This window comes from Nocardioides bigeumensis (genome assembly GCF_039531755.1).
GTDB classification, from domain to species: Bacteria; Actinomycetota; Actinomycetes; order Propionibacteriales; family Nocardioidaceae; genus Nocardioides; species Nocardioides bigeumensis.
This window is the reverse complement of sequence record NZ_BAAAQQ010000002.1, coordinates 301453-318871: the sequence shown is the minus strand read 5'-3', so window position 1 is coordinate 318871 and position 17419 is coordinate 301453. Positions and strand designations below refer to the sequence as shown.

The 17419-nt window shown below is 72.3% G+C and carries 20 protein-coding genes and 2 tRNA genes; 2 read left to right on the top strand and 20 right to left on the bottom strand.

Going from position 1 to position 17419, the window contains the following annotated elements:
* The first annotated feature begins 20 nt into the window (after positions 1–20).
* On the top strand, positions 21–809 hold the full coding sequence (locus tag ABD295_RS02780; protein WP_344302078.1) for a GntR family transcriptional regulator: 789 nt from the start codon (positions 21–23) through the stop codon (positions 807–809).
* A 56-nt stretch (positions 810–865) separates the two neighbouring features.
* On the opposite strand, the gene ABD295_RS02775 is transcribed toward ABD295_RS02780, so the two are convergent.
* The 14 genes from ABD295_RS02775 to ABD295_RS02710 form a co-directional block, all read right to left on the bottom strand.
* A complete protein-coding gene (locus ABD295_RS02775; protein ID WP_344302077.1) occupies positions 866–2602 on the bottom strand; it encodes a diol dehydratase reactivase ATPase-like domain-containing protein in 1737 nt (578 codons plus the stop codon).
* A 7-nt stretch (positions 2603–2609) separates the two neighbouring features.
* A complete protein-coding gene (locus ABD295_RS02770) occupies positions 2610–2978 on the bottom strand; it encodes a diol dehydratase small subunit (protein ID WP_344302076.1) in 369 nt (122 codons plus the stop codon).
* Entirely contained in the window at positions 2975–5224 is a 2250-nt protein-coding gene (locus ABD295_RS02765; protein WP_344302075.1) for a propanediol/glycerol family dehydratase large subunit, read from the bottom strand. Before ABD295_RS02765 ends, ABD295_RS02770 begins: the two co-directional genes overlap by 4 nt.
* Positions 5225–5234: 10 nt before the next feature.
* On the bottom strand, positions 5235–5660 hold the full coding sequence (locus ABD295_RS02760) for a GlcG/HbpS family heme-binding protein (protein ID WP_344302074.1): 426 nt from the start codon (positions 5658–5660) through the stop codon (positions 5235–5237).
* Positions 5661–5694: 34 nt separating this feature from the next.
* On the bottom strand, positions 5695–6306 hold the full coding sequence (locus ABD295_RS02755; RefSeq protein ID WP_344302073.1) for a hypothetical protein: 612 nt from the start codon (positions 6304–6306) through the stop codon (positions 5695–5697).
* Between the two features lie 10 nt (positions 6307–6316).
* On the bottom strand, positions 6317–6916 hold the full coding sequence (locus tag ABD295_RS02750) for a hypothetical protein (RefSeq protein ID WP_344302072.1): 600 nt from the start codon (positions 6914–6916) through the stop codon (positions 6317–6319).
* The gene (locus ABD295_RS02745; RefSeq protein WP_344302071.1) at positions 6913–7536 is read right to left on the bottom strand and encodes a hypothetical protein; all 624 of its coding nucleotides are present in this window, start codon (positions 7534–7536) and stop codon (positions 6913–6915) included. The genes ABD295_RS02750 and ABD295_RS02745 overlap by 4 nt, the downstream gene beginning before the upstream one ends.
* 80 nt (positions 7537–7616) lie before the next feature.
* Positions 7617–8627, bottom strand: a complete 1011-nt coding sequence (locus ABD295_RS02740) for a hypothetical protein (protein WP_344302070.1) — start codon at positions 8625–8627, stop codon at positions 7617–7619.
* Between the two features lie 139 nt (positions 8628–8766).
* Complete coding sequence (locus ABD295_RS02735; RefSeq protein WP_344302069.1) at positions 8767–9264, bottom strand: SigE family RNA polymerase sigma factor; 498 nt, start codon at positions 9262–9264, stop codon at positions 8767–8769.
* 55 nt (positions 9265–9319) lie between these two features.
* Positions 9320–9907, bottom strand: a complete 588-nt coding sequence (locus ABD295_RS02730; protein ID WP_344302068.1) for a collagen-like domain-containing protein — start codon at positions 9905–9907, stop codon at positions 9320–9322.
* Between the two features lie 5 nt (positions 9908–9912).
* On the bottom strand, positions 9913–10503 hold the full coding sequence (locus tag ABD295_RS02725) for a hypothetical protein (RefSeq protein ID WP_344302067.1): 591 nt from the start codon (positions 10501–10503) through the stop codon (positions 9913–9915).
* A 17-nt stretch (positions 10504–10520) separates the two neighbouring features.
* The gene (locus tag ABD295_RS02720) at positions 10521–11132 is read right to left on the bottom strand and encodes a hypothetical protein (RefSeq protein ID WP_344302066.1); all 612 of its coding nucleotides are present in this window, start codon (positions 11130–11132) and stop codon (positions 10521–10523) included.
* Positions 11129–11428 carry a hypothetical protein gene (locus ABD295_RS02715; RefSeq protein WP_344302065.1) on the bottom strand — a complete coding sequence of 100 codons (300 nt, stop codon included), beginning with the start codon at positions 11426–11428 and terminating at the stop codon, positions 11129–11131. The genes ABD295_RS02720 and ABD295_RS02715 overlap by 4 nt, the downstream gene beginning before the upstream one ends.
* Before the next feature lie 52 nt (positions 11429–11480).
* A complete protein-coding gene (locus ABD295_RS02710; RefSeq protein ID WP_344302064.1) occupies positions 11481–14228 on the bottom strand; it encodes a helix-turn-helix transcriptional regulator in 2748 nt (915 codons plus the stop codon).
* Positions 14229–14322: 94 nt separating this feature from the next.
* Between ABD295_RS02710 and ABD295_RS02705 the strand changes: the two genes are divergently transcribed.
* Complete coding sequence (locus tag ABD295_RS02705) at positions 14323–14625, top strand: virulence factor (RefSeq protein ID WP_344302063.1); 303 nt, start codon at positions 14323–14325, stop codon at positions 14623–14625.
* Between the two features lie 16 nt (positions 14626–14641).
* Here the strand turns inward: ABD295_RS02705 and ABD295_RS02700 are convergent, their stop codons facing one another.
* The 6 genes from ABD295_RS02700 to ABD295_RS02675 form a co-directional block, all read right to left on the bottom strand.
* Complete coding sequence (locus ABD295_RS02700; RefSeq protein ID WP_344302062.1) at positions 14642–15640, bottom strand: FKBP-type peptidyl-prolyl cis-trans isomerase; 999 nt, start codon at positions 15638–15640, stop codon at positions 14642–14644.
* A gap of 38 nt (positions 15641–15678) precedes the next feature.
* On the bottom strand, positions 15679–16164 hold the full coding sequence (locus ABD295_RS02695; protein ID WP_344302061.1) for a GNAT family N-acetyltransferase: 486 nt from the start codon (positions 16162–16164) through the stop codon (positions 15679–15681).
* A gap of 21 nt (positions 16165–16185) precedes the next feature.
* Positions 16186–16320, bottom strand: a complete 135-nt coding sequence (locus ABD295_RS02690) for a hypothetical protein (protein WP_344302060.1) — start codon at positions 16318–16320, stop codon at positions 16186–16188.
* Positions 16321–16545: 225 nt separating this feature from the next.
* Positions 16546–16854: an STAS domain-containing protein gene (locus tag ABD295_RS02685; RefSeq protein WP_344302059.1), complete on the bottom strand. Its 309-nt coding sequence runs from the start codon at positions 16852–16854 to the stop codon at positions 16546–16548.
* Positions 16855–17169: 315 nt separating this feature from the next.
* Positions 17170–17242, bottom strand: a tRNA-Glu gene (locus ABD295_RS02680).
* Between the two features lie 100 nt (positions 17243–17342).
* Positions 17343–17414 (bottom strand) — tRNA-Gln (locus tag ABD295_RS02675).
* Positions 17415–17419: the final 5 nt, after the last annotated feature.

Sequence of the window (17419 nt, the reverse complement as noted above, 5' to 3'; positions counted from 1 at the left end):
CGGGGCACTAAGGTCCGCTCGTGACAGACGCCCGCGCCACGATCGGCCCGGCCGCCGAGCGGGTCCGCCGCCAGCTGCTGGACCAGATCCAGCACGGGCTGCTGCGGCCGGGCGAGCGACTCGGGGCCGAGCGCGACCTGGCCACGTCGATGGGCGTGAGCCGCTCGACGATGCGGCAGGCGCTGGCGGCCCTCGAGTCCGCCGGCGCCGTACGACGCGTGCCCGGGCGGGGCGGCGGCACGTTCGTGCGCTCACAGAAGGTCGAGCGCGACCTGTCGCGCGTGGTCGGCGTACCCGCGCTGCTGCGGGCCCAGGGCATGACGTCGGGCTCGCGCATCATCAGCACCGGGATCACGGAGGCGGATGAAGAGACGGCCGCCTCGCTCGGTCTCGGCGCGGGTGCCTTCGTGATCGACGTGGTGCGGATCCGGCTCGCAGACGGGTCCCCCATCTCGCTCGAGCACGTGCGACTCCCGGCCGAGAGGTTCCCGCAGCTGCTCGACCTGCCCCTCGGCGGCTCGCTCTACGACCTTCTCGAGGAGCACTACGACACCGTGCCCGGCGAGGCCGAGGAGCACATCGAGGTCGTCCCCGCCAGCGACGACCAGGCCTCGATCCTCGGCACGGAGACCGACGCCGCGCTGCTGTCGATCACCCGCACGACCAGGGACCCGGACGGCGAGGTCTTCGAGTTCTCCCACGACCTGTTCCGCGCCGACCGCACCGTGATCAGCGTCCGGACCCCCGCTGCCCCACGCAGCGAGCGGTCGGGCCGCGTCGTCGCGCTGCGGCCGCGCCTCAAGCCCTGACCGCGCCTGGGCGGTGACCTAGGCAGCATTTCCTGGGGGCTCGAATCCTGTCTCGCTCACCGCTCGTTGTTGGCGGCGTCGAGGACGACCAGCCCGTACGCCACGGCGTACCGATGTCCCAAGGTGCCCGCGACGTCGCCGCGGCCGACGGCGGTGGACGAGGGCAGCGCGCCCGCCACGGCCGCGAGGATCTCGTCGTCGCCGGCCAGCCCGCCGACCACCACGACCGACCGAGGGTCGGCGCCCAACGTGCGCAGCGCGCGTGCGACGTTGCCGCCGACGTGCTCGACCTTGAGCCGGATCCGCAGCGCCCGCCACTCCCCCGGCGCCAGGGACGCCGAGAAGGGCAGCAGCCCCGCCGGTCCGGACGCGACCAGCCGGCCGATGGCCTCCGGTGGGGCGGGGCGGTCCTGGAAGGTCCGGGTGCCGTCCTCGGCGAGCAGCACCTGAGGTGCCTCGACGCGGTACGCCGGGCCGCGCTTCACCCACTCGGCCGCCGCCGCCGTGATGCCGGTCAGGGCCGCCACCGACTCGGTGAGGAGGTCGCCCGCGCCGGCTGCCACGACGTCGCCGTCCGGCGAGACCGCGTCGATCGTCCCGCCACCGAGGTCGACGACCACCGCTCCCGTGCCGACCCCTGGCGTCGACATCGCGCCGGCCCGGGCGGCTCGCGCCTCGGTGTCCACCGTCCGCACGGGCACCTCGAGCAGCCCCGCCAGCCGGTCCGCCGGGTCCGCGTAGGGGGCGGAGGCCCGCAGGGACGCCAGCGTCACCGGACGCCGGCTCGCCGCACCCACGCGAGCCTGCACCGCGGCCGCCACCGCGGCCAGGTCGAGCGCCCAGAGGTCGTCGACGGCGCGAGTCTCGTGGTCCGGCGGCACGGCGTACGCCGAGACCGCACCCACCCTTTCGGCGCGGACCCTGGCGAGGCCCTCGACGAACGGCAGCCGATCACCGGCGAGGTCCATCCAGCCTGTCGGCGCCGCCGCGACCGCCGTCACCGCGGCGACACGGCCCCCGACGGTGACCACCGCGTTGGTGGCGTCGAAGAGCAGGCGCGCCAGCTGTGCGGCGTCGACGAGCTCCTCCTCGCCCAACCCGAGCGCGGCGCGCAGCCTGAGCGGGTCGGGCAGCACGCGCATCGGCTGGCCGTCGCCGGCGACCTCGACGGCGACCCGCTCGGCGGCGAGCGCCCTACCTGGGTCGATCTCGTCCACGACGGGAACCCCGCCAGGCAGGCGGTTGGCCAGCAGCACGCCCTCGTCGGCCTCGGCCAGCACGGCCACGACCCGCCCCGCCTCGACCAGCGGCGCGAGCCGGGCGGCCGCGGCGGCGAACCCCGTTCCCGAGGGGACCACGGCGACCACCGGCTCGCCCTCCGACGGCACCTCGCCGAGCAGGACCGGACGGCCGGCACCGAAGCCGGTGCCGCCCGCCGTGCCCGACCCCGCGGCGACGAGCGCGAGGCGCCCGAGGTCGGGCACCTCTTCGGGCAGGGACGCCCGGCTGGTCACGACCGGCCGCAGCGGGGCCGCCACGGCGCGGTCGACCCGCACGGCGTGCTGGCGCTCGAGGCGGCGTACGACGGCCACCGCCCCGGCCAGGCTCTCCGGCGACCCCTTGGCGCGACGGGTCGGTGCCCGGCCGACCCCGATCACCTCGACCGGCCCGACTGGCCCGTCTGGCCCGTCCGGCCCGTCCGGCCCGTCCGGCCCGTCCGGCCCGTCCGGCACGCGCGCGAGCAGGACCTCCGTCGTCGCGTTCCCGACGTCGATCCCGGCGATGAAGGTCACGAGGCCGTCAACGCAGCAGCCCGCGGCGCGCGTACACGGCAGCAGCCTCGCGCACCAGCGCGGCGCAGAGCGGCGCCGGCACCCCCTCGAGCGTGACCGCCAGCGCCTCGAGCTCCTCGGCGGTGGCGCGGTGCGGCCGCAGGCTCTCGTAGAGCGCCATCACGTCGGCCTCGGACATCAGGGCGAGCTCGGCGGCGCGACGGAAGTTGGCCGCGAGCTGCGGGTTGGCGTGCTGCTCGGCGACCTGAGCCTGCTGCTCGAGCTGATCGGGACTGATGCGGACGTCGTCCATCACCAGCTCGTCGCGGGACAGCCGGTCGATCGTGAGCTCGTCGGCGTCGCGGCCGGAGAACGCCCGGACGGACTCGCTGCTCATCGGACGACCTCCACGTCCTCGTTGCCCAGCGACCGGTCGACGCACGCACGCTCGAGGGCGACCAGCGCGATGACGCTGGTGTGGTAGCGCGCCTCGATCGCCTCGTCGGTGTAGGGGTTGCGGGCCGGCACCGGCGTCGCGCCCTTCGCGTGCCTCCCGGCGTTGGTGCCGAGCAGCCGGTAGAGGTCCCTCGTGATCACCGGCGCCATGCTGTAGAGCTCGAGGTTGGCCAGGGGCGGCAGGTCTCGGCGATGGATGAGCGCGGTGCCCTTGCCCTGCAGACCGATGCCGATGCCCGAGCCCGACAGCCGGGCAGCGGTGAGTCCGACCATGCCGAGGTCCAACGACCCGTTGACGCGCACGACGCGCGCCACGCAGCCCTCCTCCTCGAGCCCGGCCAACAGCTCGCCCAGCGCGTCGATGACGGACAGGCCCGACAGCGTCTGCCACACGTTGCGGCCGACGCCCGGCGAGACGCCGATGACGACCTCGCGCGGGTCGCTGCCCTGGGCGGCCGGGCCGAGCACCCGGAACGAGCCGTCGGCCTCCAGCGCCTGGTCCTTGCGGAGGTCCTCCACGCCACGGGCCTGTCGGATGCCGTCGATCTCGGCCTGGCGTTCCTCGCTGGGCTCGTAGCCGGTGCCGGGCCCGGCGTAGTCGTTGGGGTCGGTGACCAGGCTGAGCACCCGCATCGACTCGTCGAAGATGGCGGCGGTCTGCAGGTGGTCGCCGTGCACGCGCGCGGCCAGCATGTCGAGCACCCGCCCGGCAGCGGCTTCGTAGCCGCACTCCAGCAGCGCCTTCGCCACCTCGAGCGACCCCAGCCCCGAGCTGCGGATCGCCTGCGCGGCACCGAGGACCACCATGGGGTCGGGCTCGACGCCGTCGACGGCGAGATCCTTCGAGCCGACCGCGTCGACCGCCCGGTCGACGTGGTCGTCGGTGAAGTCGGCCAGGCCGAGATAGCGGTAGACGTCGCGGCACGCCTCGGCCGCCTCGCGCCGCACCCGGCCGACCTCCTCCGGCTGGGCGGTGCGCAGGCCACCGTCGACGCCCCAGTCACGCTGCATCGCGAGCCAGTCGTCGAGGTCCTCGGCGTTCCACTGCGAGGGGCCGAACATGTTGTCGTAGCGCTGGATGCTGCCGAAGCCGCTGCAGACGTAGTCGCTGCCGGCCAGGAGGATCGGGAGGGTGCGCGAGGTCCGGCGTACGTCGGACTCCGACATCAGCGCGTCGTTGCCGGTGCACGCCTCGAGGTTGCGGGCCATCACCATGACGTTCTCCGCCATCAGCTCGCGGACCCCGCGCGGCACCGAGGCGGCGACGCTCGCGCCGTCGATGCCGCCGTTCTGCACGCCCTGGACACCCATGGCGCGGGCGAGCGAGACGCAGCGCGACTCGAGGTAGAGCATCGAGCACTGCTCGGCGCCGCCCATCAGCACCTCGGCGCCCGCTCCGGAGGAGACCCGCATCTTCACGCCCCGGCTGGCGTAGCCCGCGGCCAGGATCGCCTTGCTGTAGGGCGTGTCGTCGCCGTCGACGAACACCGACTCGGTGCCGTAGAGGCTGACGGTCTCGGCGTAGGACACCAGGCCGCGGATGCCCATCTCGAGCTCCATCGCCTCCTCGACCGAGCACTGGACGAGCACCCCCGGCGAGGCGATCGCGGCGCCGACGGTGACCGCAACCGCGTTGGAGGGAGCGTCGGCGAGGACGGGCACGGTGGTCTCGACCTCGCGGAAGCCGTACGCCGCCGCGGTGGCCGCGTCGGCGGCCAGCAGCAGCGGGTCGTCGAGCCGGTTGGTGACGTGGGCCTGGTTGCTCGGCGTGCGCCGCGCGCGCAGCTTGGTCATCGCCAGCGTGAGCTCAGCCGGGCGCAGCAACGTGACGACCTTCGCGAGCTTGGCCGGGGTCGTGCCCGCGACGAGACGCACGATCTCGGCACGCGGCACCGCAGGGTCGACGAAGAGGCGCGCGAAGGCGACGTCGTCGAGGCTCATCGCCTCGTCCGCCACGGACAGGTCGATGCCGTGCGTGGCGATGAGGGCGTCGAGCGCGTCGAAGTCGTCGACCGGACGACCGTCCATCTCAACGACGCGCCCGTCCTCGACCCGCAAGGACGGATCGGGATCGTGCGGGCTCGCCATCGCGATCAGGCCGAGGTCCACGTCCTCGTGGGCGAACCCGTCGAGGTTGACCCGCTGCTGGTCCATGAAGCGGATGCGCCCCACCCGCTGATCGGTCATGGACCGGACCCTATTGCCCTGAACGCTCGCTCAGGAAGGACTCGAAGACGGCCAGTCCGGCCCGCGCGCAGTCGGCGTCCTCCTCGGCGGTGCCGCCACTGACACCCACGGCCCCGACCACCACGCCGTCGTACCAGCAGGGCACCCCGCCACCGAAGACGACGTAGCGGCCGCCGCCGTTGGCCTGCAGGCCCCACAGATCGGCGCCCGGTTGCGTGAGGGCGGCGAGCTCGGCGGTCTCGATGCGGTGTGCGACCGACGTGAACGCCTTGTCGACCGCGAGCGTGGGACCGGCCACCTCCGCCTTGTCCATGCGCTGGAAGTGAACGAGGTGACCGCCCTGGTCGACGACCGCGGCCGACACGAGCGCACCGATGGCCTGGGCCTTGTCGATCGCGGCCTGCGTCATGCGCGCGGCCAGGTCGAGCGTGATCACGGCCGCACGCTACGCCCTCGCCGGGCGGATGGCGTCAGGTCGTCGCGCACACCGCCCACGCCAAGTAGTCCTGCGAGGAGTCACCCGGGAGGTTGAGGGGGTTGTGGACCCCGACGTACCAGCCGACACCGTTGTCCAGCGGCGCGGTCTCGTAGATCACCTTGCTGGTCCCGCCGGACACCCCTCCGGACAACACTTTGGTGCCAGCGGGGCAATAGACCGGCCAGTACTCGATGTTGAGCTCGGTGATCGTGTTGGCCGACGACACGTAGACCGGGTTGCGGACACCAGCAAGGCCCTTGGGACCGGTCGCGCCCGGGCCGCCCGCGTCGCCGGTCGGGCCGCCGGCCCCCACCGGGCCGATTGGCCCCGCCGCGCCCACAGGCCCTTGTGGACCCTGCGGCCCCGGAGCCCCTTCGGTGGGGCCGGAGAAGTCGTCTGCGGTGAGTGACCCGTCGCTGACGTCGGATCCTGTGAGCGACGCGCTCTTCACGTCCTTGCCCGTCAGCGAGCTGTCCTTGACGTCCCTGCCGGTGAACAACGCAGCAGCTCCGGCCGTCGTGGTCGATGCGGCGAGCACGGCGCCGGCGACGAGCAGGGCCAGCCCTGTCCGGGTGACGACCGGCGACTGCGCTGCGTCCTTCATCGTCCCCACCTCACTTCGTCACGCACACGGCCCAGGCGTACGACGTCTGGGGGACGGCGCCGTAGTTGTAGATGCCGACGTACCACCCGGCGAGGTCATTGAGCGGGGCCGACTCCTGGACGATGGTCTTGTTGACCACCGAGCTCGACACCCCGCCACCCAGGGCCTCCTTGCCGGCCGGGCAGTCCGCCTGCCAGAACTCGGTGGAGACGGCGCCGATCGACTGCCCGACGACGACGTACTCGAGCCCGCTGGCGCCGGTGGTGCCTGGTGGCCCGGTGAATCCCTGGGGCCCGGTGTTGCCCTTGGGCCCGGTCAGACCCGCCGGGCCTGCTGGCCCGGTCGGTCCGCGCGCCCCCGCCGGACCGGCGGGCCCGGTCGGACCGAGCGCGCCCCCGGCGACGTCGGAGGGCGTCAGCGACTCGTCCTTCACGTCCGCGCCCGAGAGCCGGCCGTCGCGGACGTCCTTGCCCGTCAGCGACCCGTCCTTCACGTCCTTGCCGGTGATCAGCGCGGCCGCGGTCGCCGTGGCCGCGGACGAGACGAGCATCGCTCCGGCGAGGACGAGCGCGACCCTGGTCCGGCTGGTGAGGAGCGTCGTGAACGTCATGAGCTCGTCCTGCCGGTCTCGATGCAGATGGCCCAGGCGAAGTACTCGTACGCCGTGCTGGTGGCGTTCTCGACCCCGACCCGCCAGCCGCTGCCGTTGTTGGTCGGGAACGAGTCGGTGATGTTGCGGAAGCTCGTCGTGGCCGTGGACACCCCGCCGCCGACCGCGCTGTAGGGCGAGGGGCAGCCGACCGTCCAGTACTCCGTGGTGAAGGCCGGGATGGACTCGCCCACGACGTTGTAGAAGACGCCGGCGCCCCCCATCTCACCAGGAGGACCCTGTTGGCCGGTGGTTCCGCGCGGGCCGTCGAGGCCCGACGGGCCTGTCGGCCCGCGGACACCCTGCGGCCCGGTCGGGCCGACGAGACCGGCAGGTCCCTGGGGTCCCGGCGTGCCGCCGGTGAAGTCCGCGGGCGTGAGGGAAGAGTCCGTCACGTCGGCCCCCGTCAGGGTGCCGTTGCGCACGTCCTTGCCGGTCAGCGACTCGTTCTTCACCTGCTTGCCGGTGATCGGCGCCGTCGCACCCGCCGTGGAGGTCCCGGCGACGCACCCGACGATGCACCCGACAGCCACGACCGTCCCGACGAGTCGGCCCAGCAGACGTTCTCGCGCTCGACCCATCCCACCCCTCCTGCCCCCAGGAGGGATGATCCGCACCCCCGACCAAAGTCGCAACCCGGTCTGGTCCAGCGACTATCCCACTAGAGACTTTTGTCGAACACGAGCAACGCGTACTGGACGTGCCCGGGGTCGCCTGACGCGACCCGCACCCCGAGCCGCCGCTCACCGGCGGGGACCCGGTAGAACCCGTGGCGACCGCTCAAGCGTTCGACGTCCCCCACCTTGCCGAGACCGAGAAGCACGGTCCGATCGCCGATGCTCAGCTCGACCTCGGGGAAACATGCGTCTGCCTCTTGCTGGCTGGGGGCCTCGCTGGCGCAGGTGACCCCAGCGTCCGTGTACGTCGTGAGCACCGTCACCAGACGCTCGGTGTCGACCGCAGGGAGCGTCGTGGAGAAGGCGTCCTGCCCGGGCGTCGACTCCAGCACCCGGCTGAGCACGTGGTCGACGCCGTCGGCCGACGCTCGAGCCGAGATGCGCTCCTCGCCGAACTCGGCGACAGCAGGCGCCCAGTACTCGTAGATGGAGACGCCGAAGGTGACGTCGGTGCTCTCCAGTGGCTCCAGCGGCGGCTCCTTGTCCTGGCAGTCGGTCGGCGACTGGCGCACGAAGCACCGCTCGTGCTCCTGGGGCAGCGGGCCGGTGACGAACATCCGCACCGAGAGCGTGGCCTCCTCGCCTCCGCTGTGGTCCAACGGGGAGATGATCTCGGGGAAGCTCGGGAAGGGCTGCGTCGGCGGCTGGTCGCAGAAGCCGTACGCCGACGCACCCGTGTCTCCGACGATCAGGACGTACCAGGTCTCGGGATCACCGGTGCAGAAGAAGCTGTACTCGAACGCGAACCGGTCCCGGACCGGCACGTCGAAGACCAGCTCGGTGAGCCGCGGGCCCTCCGCCTGGGCGTTGGTGACCGTGGCCAGCTCGTCGTACTCGCGGAGGTCGCCGGGGGCGATCTCGGGGATGGTGACGATCGGCTCGCTGCGCCCGAGCACGCTCGGTGACGGAGTCGGGGACGGTGGGTCGATCGGGTCCGGCGCCGCACGGCCACCCCCGACCGCCTGCAGGCCGACAGCAACCAAGGCCGTGGCCACCGCCGCTCCCACGGCGGCGCCGACCCGACGCCGTTGCCTGATCTTGAGCGCCCGGGCCGGATGCGCGCCGCGTCGACGTCGGCGTCCACAGAACGGCTCGCGACGTCCTCCGCCGCGACGCGCAAGAGCTCGTCGAGCGTCATGGCGTGCTCCCCTCGGTCATCAGGTCGGCGAGCGCACCGGCCAGCCGCTGGGTCGCCGCGTGCGCGGTGCTCTTGACCGTCCCCGGCGCGATGCCGAGCACGTCGGCGATCTCAGCCTCGCTGAGGTCCTCGTAGTAGCGCAGGACCACTACGGCACGCTGGCGTGGTGGCAGCCTCAGCACCGCGTTCCACACGGAGCTGCTGGTGGCGAGCCGCTCGCTGGCGTCGTCGGCGGGCGTCTCCGGCAGCCTGCCGGTGAGCTCACCCGAGGCTCTCCACCATCGCGACCTGGTCGCCTCGTTGACCAGGATCCTGCGTGCGTACGCCGCCGGCTGGTCCATCCGGGAGACCCGCGCCCACTTGAGGTACACCTTCGTCAGCGTCGCCTGGACCGGATCCTCGGACCGCTGGTGGTCGCCGGTCAGGAGGTACGCCGTGCGCATGAGAGATCGCGACCGCGCGGCCACGAACTCGACGAACCCGACCTGCTCCACACCTCATTCAAGCCGTCGAAGCGCGGCGAGGTTCCGTCGTCGTTCGCGGACTGGCTCAGGCGGTCGCGCAGACCACCCACGCCCGGTAGGTGTGGCTCGAGGGCCACGAGTTGTAGACGCCGACCCACCAGCCGACCCCGTTGTCCTGTGGGGCCGTCTCGATGAGGTCCCCGTCGGGGCCGGACAGGCCGCCGCTGAGCGCCTTGGTGCCGGCAGGGCAGTTCACCCCCCAGAAAGCGGTGTTCTGCCAGGGCACGGTCACGTCGCCCGAGGAGACGGCCACCACGTTCCTGACGCCCGCCGGTCCTTGCGCTCCGGTGGGCCCGACCGGTCCCTGGGCGCCGGCGGCACCCGAGGCCCCCGGCGCCCCCTGTGCCCCCTGCGCGCCCTTGGGGCCCGCAGGACCTTGTGGCCCGACAGGTCCCACCAGCGAACCGGTGTACTCGCTCTGCGTGAGAGAGCCGTCGCGCACGTCGGCCCCGGTGAGGCTGCCGTTCTTGACGTCGCGGCCGGCCAAGGAGCCGTCCTTAACGTCCTTGCTCGTGATGAGCGCAGCGGCGCCGGCTCCGGTCGAGGACCCCAGGACCAAGGCTCCGGTCAGCAGGAGCGCCAGCTTGGTGCGGCTGGAGAGGTTTCTCGTCATCGTCGTCATCCCGTCACGCACACGGCCCAGGCGTAGGAGTTCTTGGCAGCACCGGTGGCGTTGTGGATCCCCACCCACCAGCCGGCCAGGTTGTCGAGCGGAGCGGTCTCGACGACGCGCACGTCCTTGTTCGGGCTGATGCTGGACACGCCACCGCCCACGGCCTTCTTGCCGGCGGGGCAGTCCGCCTGCCAGAACTCCCGTGCCCCCGCCGCCACGCTGTTGCCGACGACGACGTACTCCAGACCGCTGGTGCCCGGCGCGCCGGTGGCTCCCGGCGCGCCGGCCGGCCCCTGGGCCCCGGTCGCACCGACGGACCCGGCGGGACCGGTGACGCCCTTCGGCCCGGCCGCCCCCTGCGCGCCCTGCGGACCGGCCGGACCGGCCAGACCGCCGGCGACGTCTGCCGGCGTCAGGGAGCCGTCCTTCACGTCCCCTCCCGCCAGGCTCGCGTCCTTGACGTCCTTCCCGGTCAGGGTGCCGTCCTTCACCTGCTTTCCCGTGACCAGCGCCGCTGCGCCAGCCGCGCTGCCCCCGGCCACCACGAGGGTCGCTGCCACCACCACCGCGGCCCTGGCGCGCCGTCCGCTGCTCACCTTCCCCCTCATCGCCATCACCCCGCTCCGCAGATCGCCCAGACGAACGAGTCCTGGGCATTGGCTGACCGGTTCAGGGCTCCGGCGCGCCACCCGAGACCGTCTGCGGTCGGTGCGGACTGGACGATGTACACGACGGAGGGATTGGCACTCGATACACCACCGCCCAGCGCCTCCTTGCCCGAGGGGCAGGCGACGCTCCAGTACACGTAGTTGTAGATCAGGTCGGGCGAGGGAGTGATGCTCTGCCCCTGCGTGACGTAGGTCAGGCCCGCCGGACCGTTGACCCCCGCAGCTCCGGTGGCTCCCGCGGGACCGGCGATGCCGGTCGCGCCCGTCGGCCCGGTCGCTCCCTTCGGACCCGGGTCGCCCTGCGGGCCTGTCGGACCCTGGGCGCCTTGGGGTCCAGGGGTGAGTCCGCTGAAGTCGGCGGAGGTCAGGGAACCGTCACGGACGTCGGTGCCCGTGAGGCTGGCGTCCTTCACGTCCTTGCCGCGCAGGGAACCGTTCTTCACGTCCTTGCCGGTGATGAGCGCTGCCGCTCCGACCGTCGGTGCGGTGGCCAGGAACAGACCCGCCACCACGATGGCGACGACCGGTGCCCGGCGATGGAGTGGTGGGAGGGTCACGAGCGGATTCCTTCCTGTCGGACCTCAGGTGATCGGCCTGGCACCGGCACCGCGGTGGAGACGTGCGCGGACCCGAGGCCGGCGATGGACACGGCCTGCCGCACCGACTCGGCGGACTCGGCCTCGCAGAGCGAGAAGCTCGTCTCGTCCTCCGGCACGAAGATCGAGCGCAGGTAGCGGACCTCCTGACCTCCGCGCGTCAGCTGGTCGCACGCCGCTGACAAGCGCTCGGCGGCCAGTCGGACGCCGCGCTCGTCACCTCTGGCGGCGTACAGCTCGACGAGGTACTCAGGCACGCGTCCACGGTGGGCCCACGTGACTGGAGCCCGAAACTAGGGATCACCCCAGTTATTGAGGAGGGAAGTGAGCGGCCAGCTGCACCCGGGAGCGGAGCCCGAGCTTCGAGTACACGTGGCCGAGGTGAAATTCCACCGTGTGCACGGTGACCGAGAGAGCCCGTGCGATCTCCTTGTTGGACAGGCCCCGGGCGGCCAGCTCGGCGACGCGCTGCTCGCCCCGGCTGAGCGCGCCGGCCGCTGTGGGACGGCGGGCACCCACCCGCTCGAGCTCGGCACGCGCAGCCGCCGCCCAGCCCGGCGCGTCCATGCCGTCGAAGGCAGACGCCGCAGTGTCGAGCGAGGTCCGTGCCGCACCCCACTTGCGCGCGCGGCGCTGCGACCGGCCCAGGCACAGGCGCGTCCTCGCTGAGTCGAACGCCAGCTCCAGGTCGTCGTACGCCGCGGCGACGGCGTCGAGCTCGGCTCCGGCCGCGTCGTCGTACGACATCTCGGCGACCCGGACCGTCGTGCGCCCTCGACGGACCGCGAGCGCGGCCCAGGGATGGTCCTGGGTCGCGGCACGCTCCGAGAGGACGTCCAGGAGCCGACCCGCGGCCGCGAGGTCGCCGCACTCCACGAGGGCCTCGACCAGGTCGGGCGCGACCGGGAACACGCCAGGGTCGAGCACGCCGTTCGTCTCGGCGTGATCCCAGACCGAACCGAGGTGATCGATGGCGACGGGAAGGTCGTGCGCGAGGAGCGCCGCCGTCCCCAGCGCCCTCCTCGCCTCGAGCCAGTCCCAGCGGCCGCCGTTCCCCTCGGCCAAGGACACCGCGTGAGAGCCCCAACGCTGGGCGTCGTCGACATCACCGCGCCCGGCGGCGAGCAGCGCCCGGCACCGCTCGAACATGGGCCAGTGCAGCTGTTCGGCGTCCGTGGTGGCAGCCCACTCGTCGACGATCCGACGCACCTCCGGCCAGTTGCCGGCGCGCAGCTCCAGCTCGCAGAGGTGCAGTCGGGCGAGAGCGGTCGACGAGGCCTGGGCGCGTTCTTCCGCCAGGTCGCGGTAGCCGCGAAGCACCGCGCGAGCCGCGGTGATCTCGCCCCGCCACACGTGCTGCTGACCGGCGACCCGTGACGGGTGCCGAGTCAGGTAGACCACACCGCCCTCGACGGCGTCGAACCGAACCACCAGGTCCGCCAGTCGGCGCCCGCGCAGCGCGGTGGTCCATGTGTGTGCGTAGAGCGCGAAGCGTTCAAGCTCCGGCTCGGCACCCGCCGTCGCTCTGGCCGCCTCCGCTGCGAGGTCGTCGGCACGATCGACGTCGCGCACGGCTACGACCGCGTCGTTGACGGCGAGGTTGGCGAGCACCCGACCGCGCAGCACGGGATCGTCACCCGCAGCGACCAAGGCGCGATCGAAGCAGGCCCGCATGTCGTCCACGCCCTCGATCAGGCCGCCGGCCAGCAGCAGGTGACCACGCACCCGGTCGGCCGGCGTCGGCAGGGACTCGACCCGGCCGGCGAGCAGCTCGGTCAACCGCTGCCTCTCGCCGGCGTCGTGCAGGTGGCCCGCCAGCGCGAGGAGCCGGTCGTCGGCGGCAACGGTGGCCGGGGTCAGTCTCAGCGCGTGCGTGGACAGGTCGACGGCAAGGCGCGTCGCACCCCGCGCAGCGGCCTGGGCTGCGGCCGCCGCCACGCGGTCGGCCAACGCCTCGTCGGGCTCGGGCGTCGCCAGCGACAAGTGGAGGACGCGGCGCTCCTCGTCCGGCACCACCTCGGCCAGTGCCCGGTGGGCAGCAGCCCGCTCGTCGTCACCGACGCGCCGCCGAGCAGCGGCGGCCAGCAGCGGATGGGCGGCCCGCACACGACCTCGCGAGACCTCCACGACCCCGACGGCGATGGCGTCCTCGAGCGCCCGGTGCCCGGCCACCCGCCGGACCTGTTCGATCGTCAGCTCGGCCGACAACGACACCGCGAAGAGGACGGCTCTCACGGCGTCGCCGAGGTCTGCCACCCGGAGCCCTAGCAGGTCCTCCACGTCGTCGGGCACGGGCAGGTCCTCGCCGATCGAGTCCCCCAACGATCCGGGATCGCGTGCCGCGAGCAGGCGGCCGACCTCGATCGCGAAGAGCGGGTTCCCCCCGGTGGTGTCGTAGACCCGGCGGAGCAGGTGGTGGGGCAGTCGGACGTCGAGCCGCTCGAGCAGGATCTGTCGCAGCGCCCCGAGGCTGAGCGGGCCGACCTCGATCCGGTGCACCTGCTCGCCGCGGACAGCCCGCTCCAGCGTCGAGACGCGGCCGGGCCGCCGGGTCAGCAAGAAGGTCACGTGGTCGTGACGCAGGCGCTTGGCGGCGTACGACAGCGCATCGGCGGACGGCTCGTCGAGCCACTGGAGATCGTCGATCGCCGCGAGCACCGGCGTGTGAGCGGCCAGCGCCCGGAGGATGGACAGCACGGCCAGCGAGAGGACCGACGCGGCCGGCGGGTGCTCTCCGGGCATGGCTCGGTAGGTCGCCACCTCGAGTGCCGCCTGCAGCGGCTCCGGCAGTGCTTGGAGCTCGGTGCGGCCGACCTCCGACATCAGGTCGACGATCCCGCCGAAGGGGAGGGCCTCCGCCTCCGAGCCTTGCGCGAGGAGGATCCGCGCGCCGGATGCCGCGGCCTGCCCGACCGCGTGGTCCCACAGGCTCGTCTTGCCGACGCCGGGCGGACCTTCGAGCACGACCAGACGCGCGGCCCGGCGCGGATCGTCGACCGGCGTGCCGAGAAGCTGCGCGAGCGCGGAGGTCTCCTCGTGGCGTCCGACCAGGGCCATGGGCCATGCTCTCAGGCTCCCGACCGTCGAGGCCGCTGTCACCGCGTGCCGTACCGGACCAGTCGGGGGCTCGCGAGACGGTTAGCCTCGCCCCGTGACCGAGTATCAAGTGACCCACTGGCGTGAGCTGCCCTCCCTCGTCGTCGCCCGCGACGGTGACGCGACCACGAAGGCGCCGCTCGCACAGCGGTTCCAGGAGGCCATCGACGAGGCGGCCATGCGGCTCGGCGCGGTCGGCAGCGACGCCTACCTGGAGGGCTGGACCCGCGGCGACTGGACCCCGGCCGACGGCGCCCCGGCGCAGGTGTGCGAGCGGGTCGTCGCCGACCTCGAGGCTGACTGGTCCGAGGAGCGCGTGACGGCGTACCTCGACGAGCTGGGCCCCGCCGCCGAGTAGGCCATCTCGGCCTCGACTAGCCCTTCTTGGCGGAGATCACGTCGATCACGAACCACAGCGTGGCGTTGGCCGGGATCGCGCCGCTGCCCTGCGAGCCGTAGCCGTAGGCCGGCGGGATCTGGAGCAGCACCCGGCTGCCCACCTTCACGCCCTCCAGACCGATGGACCAGCCGGGGATGAGACCGGTCAGGGCCGAGGTCATGGGCTCCTTGGAGAAGCTCTCGTCGAAGGGCGCCTCGGCGTCGTACGTCGCGCCGAGGTAGTCGACCTCGAGGGTGTCGGACTTCTTCACCACCGCACCGTCGCCCTCCTCGAGCACCACGCGCTGCACCGGCGTGTCGAGCTCCGGCTCCTCGATGCCCTCGAAGTCCAGGCCGGTGGGCTTGCCGCCCTCCTCGACCACGGTCGGCTGGGTGCTCGGGTCCGCGTCGTGGACCTTGTCGTCAGTGGGCTCCGGCGACTCCTGCTGCTTCTCGACGAGGTCGACGACGACCACGAGCGGGTCCTCGGCCACGACCCCGAACTGGTTGCCCTCGACGCCGTCCCCGAAGAGCTCGCCGGCGCTGGTCACCGCCGCCACCCGGGAGCCGTACGTCGCGTCTGCCAGCAGGTCGACGAAGACCGGGCCGACTTCCGGGGTGTTCGGGATGGACTCGGGTGCCCCGGCGTCGTAGCCGTTGTAGAGCTCTTCCTTGGTCTTGCCGTTCCCGAGCCAGAGGTAGGCGGTCACCGTGTCGCCCTCGGCGAGCGCGTCGCCGTCTCCCGCGACCAGCGTGGTCACCTCGGTCGCGTCGGGAGCCTCGACCGCCGACTCCCAGGTGGCCTTCAGGCTGTCGCCCACGTCGCCCTCGAAGGCCACTTCGGACAGCTCACCTGCTGCGGCACCCCCCGAGGTCGACTCGGACGACGACCCGTTGTCGTCGGCCTCACCCGAGTCACCCCCGCACGCAGCGAGGGCCGGGATCAGGAGGGCGACGCACAGGGCGGCGGCGGGACGACGAAGACTGAGGAGCACGAGTACTGCTTTCTGGTCGTTGACGGAACCCGGCCACGTTAGCCGCTGCCCCTGAGCGGAGCCTGTGCGGGCCGTCCTCGCCTGAGCACGACCTCGTCGTCCGAGAGCTCGCCGGTCTCCACGAACCCGAGCGATCGGTAGAGCCCGAGCGCTCCACGGTTGTCGGGTGCGACGGAGAGCGCCGCCTGCGCGTAGGGCGTTCCGGAAAGCGACGGCTCCTCGTGCTCCCAGAGCGTCATCAACGCGAGCACCGTGGCCCGGCCGAAGCCCTTGCCCTGGTGCGCGGCGTCGATCACGAGGCCGCCGATCCAGTGGCTGTCATCCTCGGGGTCGACGGCCCACATGACGTGACCGACTGTCGCGCTGTCCTCGTCCTGCACCGCGCACGAGCGCCACAGCCCGTCGTACGCCGAGAGACACAGGTAGTAGGTGACGTCAGCGACCCATCGGCGCTGGTGCTCCGCCGCCCGGACGCGGGTGACCTCACGCCAGTTGACCGACGTCACCGGAACCAGGACGACCACGCGCACCTCCTCGCCGAGGCGTTACTTCTTCTTCGACGGGTGGATCTTGTCGGAGAAGGTCTCCTCGACCCCCTTGCCACGCTTCTCGGCGCGCTTCTCCTTGATGGACTTCCCGCTCTTCTTGGACATGCCCTGTCGGGGCGACTTGTCGGCCATGGGGGATCTCTCTGAGAGGAAGCCTGATCGGCTCCGTGCTCGCGACCCTACGCCCACGTCTGGCGCTGCCGTCGAGATCGGACGACGGTCCGCTTGAGAGCGACGAGGAATGCATTGGCGCCATGGAGCAGTGGCGGCCGGACACGCAGCGCACGATCGATCCCGTCCTGCGCCTGCCCCGCGACTCCGCAGGACGCCTCACCCCTCCGACAGGCGTCCCAGTGTTCAGCGGTGGACGTGGGGCAGTCCACAGATGAGGAGCACACGACCGGCGATCGAAGCGGCCGGGGCCAGCAGCTCGAGCCGACGACCTTGCTTCCCGGCTTCGCGGAGCGCCTCTGCCAGCACCCCGACAGCAGTGCTCGGCAGGAAGTCGACGTCTGCCAGATCGATGGTGAGGTCGCGCGTGTAGTGCCCTGTGCACTCGTCGATCGCACTCCGGAGATCGTCGACGCGCGTCTCGTCGACCGAGCCGCTCACCAGCAGCGTTCCCGATCCCGAATCCACTCTGCACACGAGTGCCCGGAACTCCACGCCCGCACGCTAGCCCCGGGGGAAGTCGGGCGACTTCACCCTGACGGGGGAAGGCGCGGCACACGCTGGAGGAAGCTGATGGTCAGCTTCGTGCGCAAGACCGATGCGTTCGCCCGGGGATGGAGACGGACGCCCGGGACTTCGACCTGCGCTACCACCAGCGCCAGGGCGTCGCGCCCGCCCCCGGAACCCTGTCCTCCGTCCTGGAGACGGGACGGAACGACACCCCGTCATGGTCGGAAGGCCACGTAGGCGGCAAGAGCAAGAAAGGGCCCTGTCCAGCGCTTCCGCTGGTCAGGGCCCCTCTTCTACGTGTACCCCCGACCGGATTCGAACCGGCGCTACCGCCTTGAGAGGGCGGCGTGCTAGGCCGCTACACAACGGGGGCGTGTCCTCAGCGTGCGAGGAGCAACAGCGCGAGACTTTATCGGTCACGGGCTGGTCATACAAAATCCCGGCTCCTCCGAGGAGGACACCGGGATCATGAGCTGGGGTACTAGGACTCGAACCTAGACTAACTGGACCAGAACCAGTCGTGCTGCCAATTACACCATACCCCACCGGG

Bases quoted from the DNA above. Each gene is read 5' to 3' on its own strand.
- ABD295_RS02755 (WP_344302073.1), bottom strand. From the start codon at position 6,306: ATGAAGGACGCAGCGCAGTCGCCGGTCGTCACCCGGACAGGGCTGGCC.
- ABD295_RS02690 (WP_344302060.1), bottom strand. From the start codon at position 16,320: ATGGCCGACAAGTCGCCCCGACAGGGCATGTCCAAGAAGAGCGGGAAG.
- ABD295_RS02765 (WP_344302075.1), bottom strand. From the start codon at position 5,224: ATGACCGATCAGCGGGTGGGGCGCATCCGCTTCATGGACCAGCAGCGG.
- ABD295_RS02750 (WP_344302072.1), bottom strand. From the start codon at position 6,916: ATGACGTTCACGACGCTCCTCACCAGCCGGACCAGGGTCGCGCTCGTC.
- ABD295_RS02710 (WP_344302064.1), bottom strand. From the start codon at position 14,228: ATGGCCCTGGTCGGACGCCACGAGGAGACCTCCGCGCTCGCGCAGCTT.
- ABD295_RS02770 (WP_344302076.1), bottom strand. From the start codon at position 2,978: ATGAGCAGCGAGTCCGTCCGGGCGTTCTCCGGCCGCGACGCCGACGAG.
- ABD295_RS02730 (WP_344302068.1), bottom strand. From the start codon at position 9,907: ATGACGAGAAACCTCTCCAGCCGCACCAAGCTGGCGCTCCTGCTGACC.
- ABD295_RS02745 (WP_344302071.1), bottom strand. From the start codon at position 7,536: ATGGGTCGAGCGCGAGAACGTCTGCTGGGCCGACTCGTCGGGACGGTC.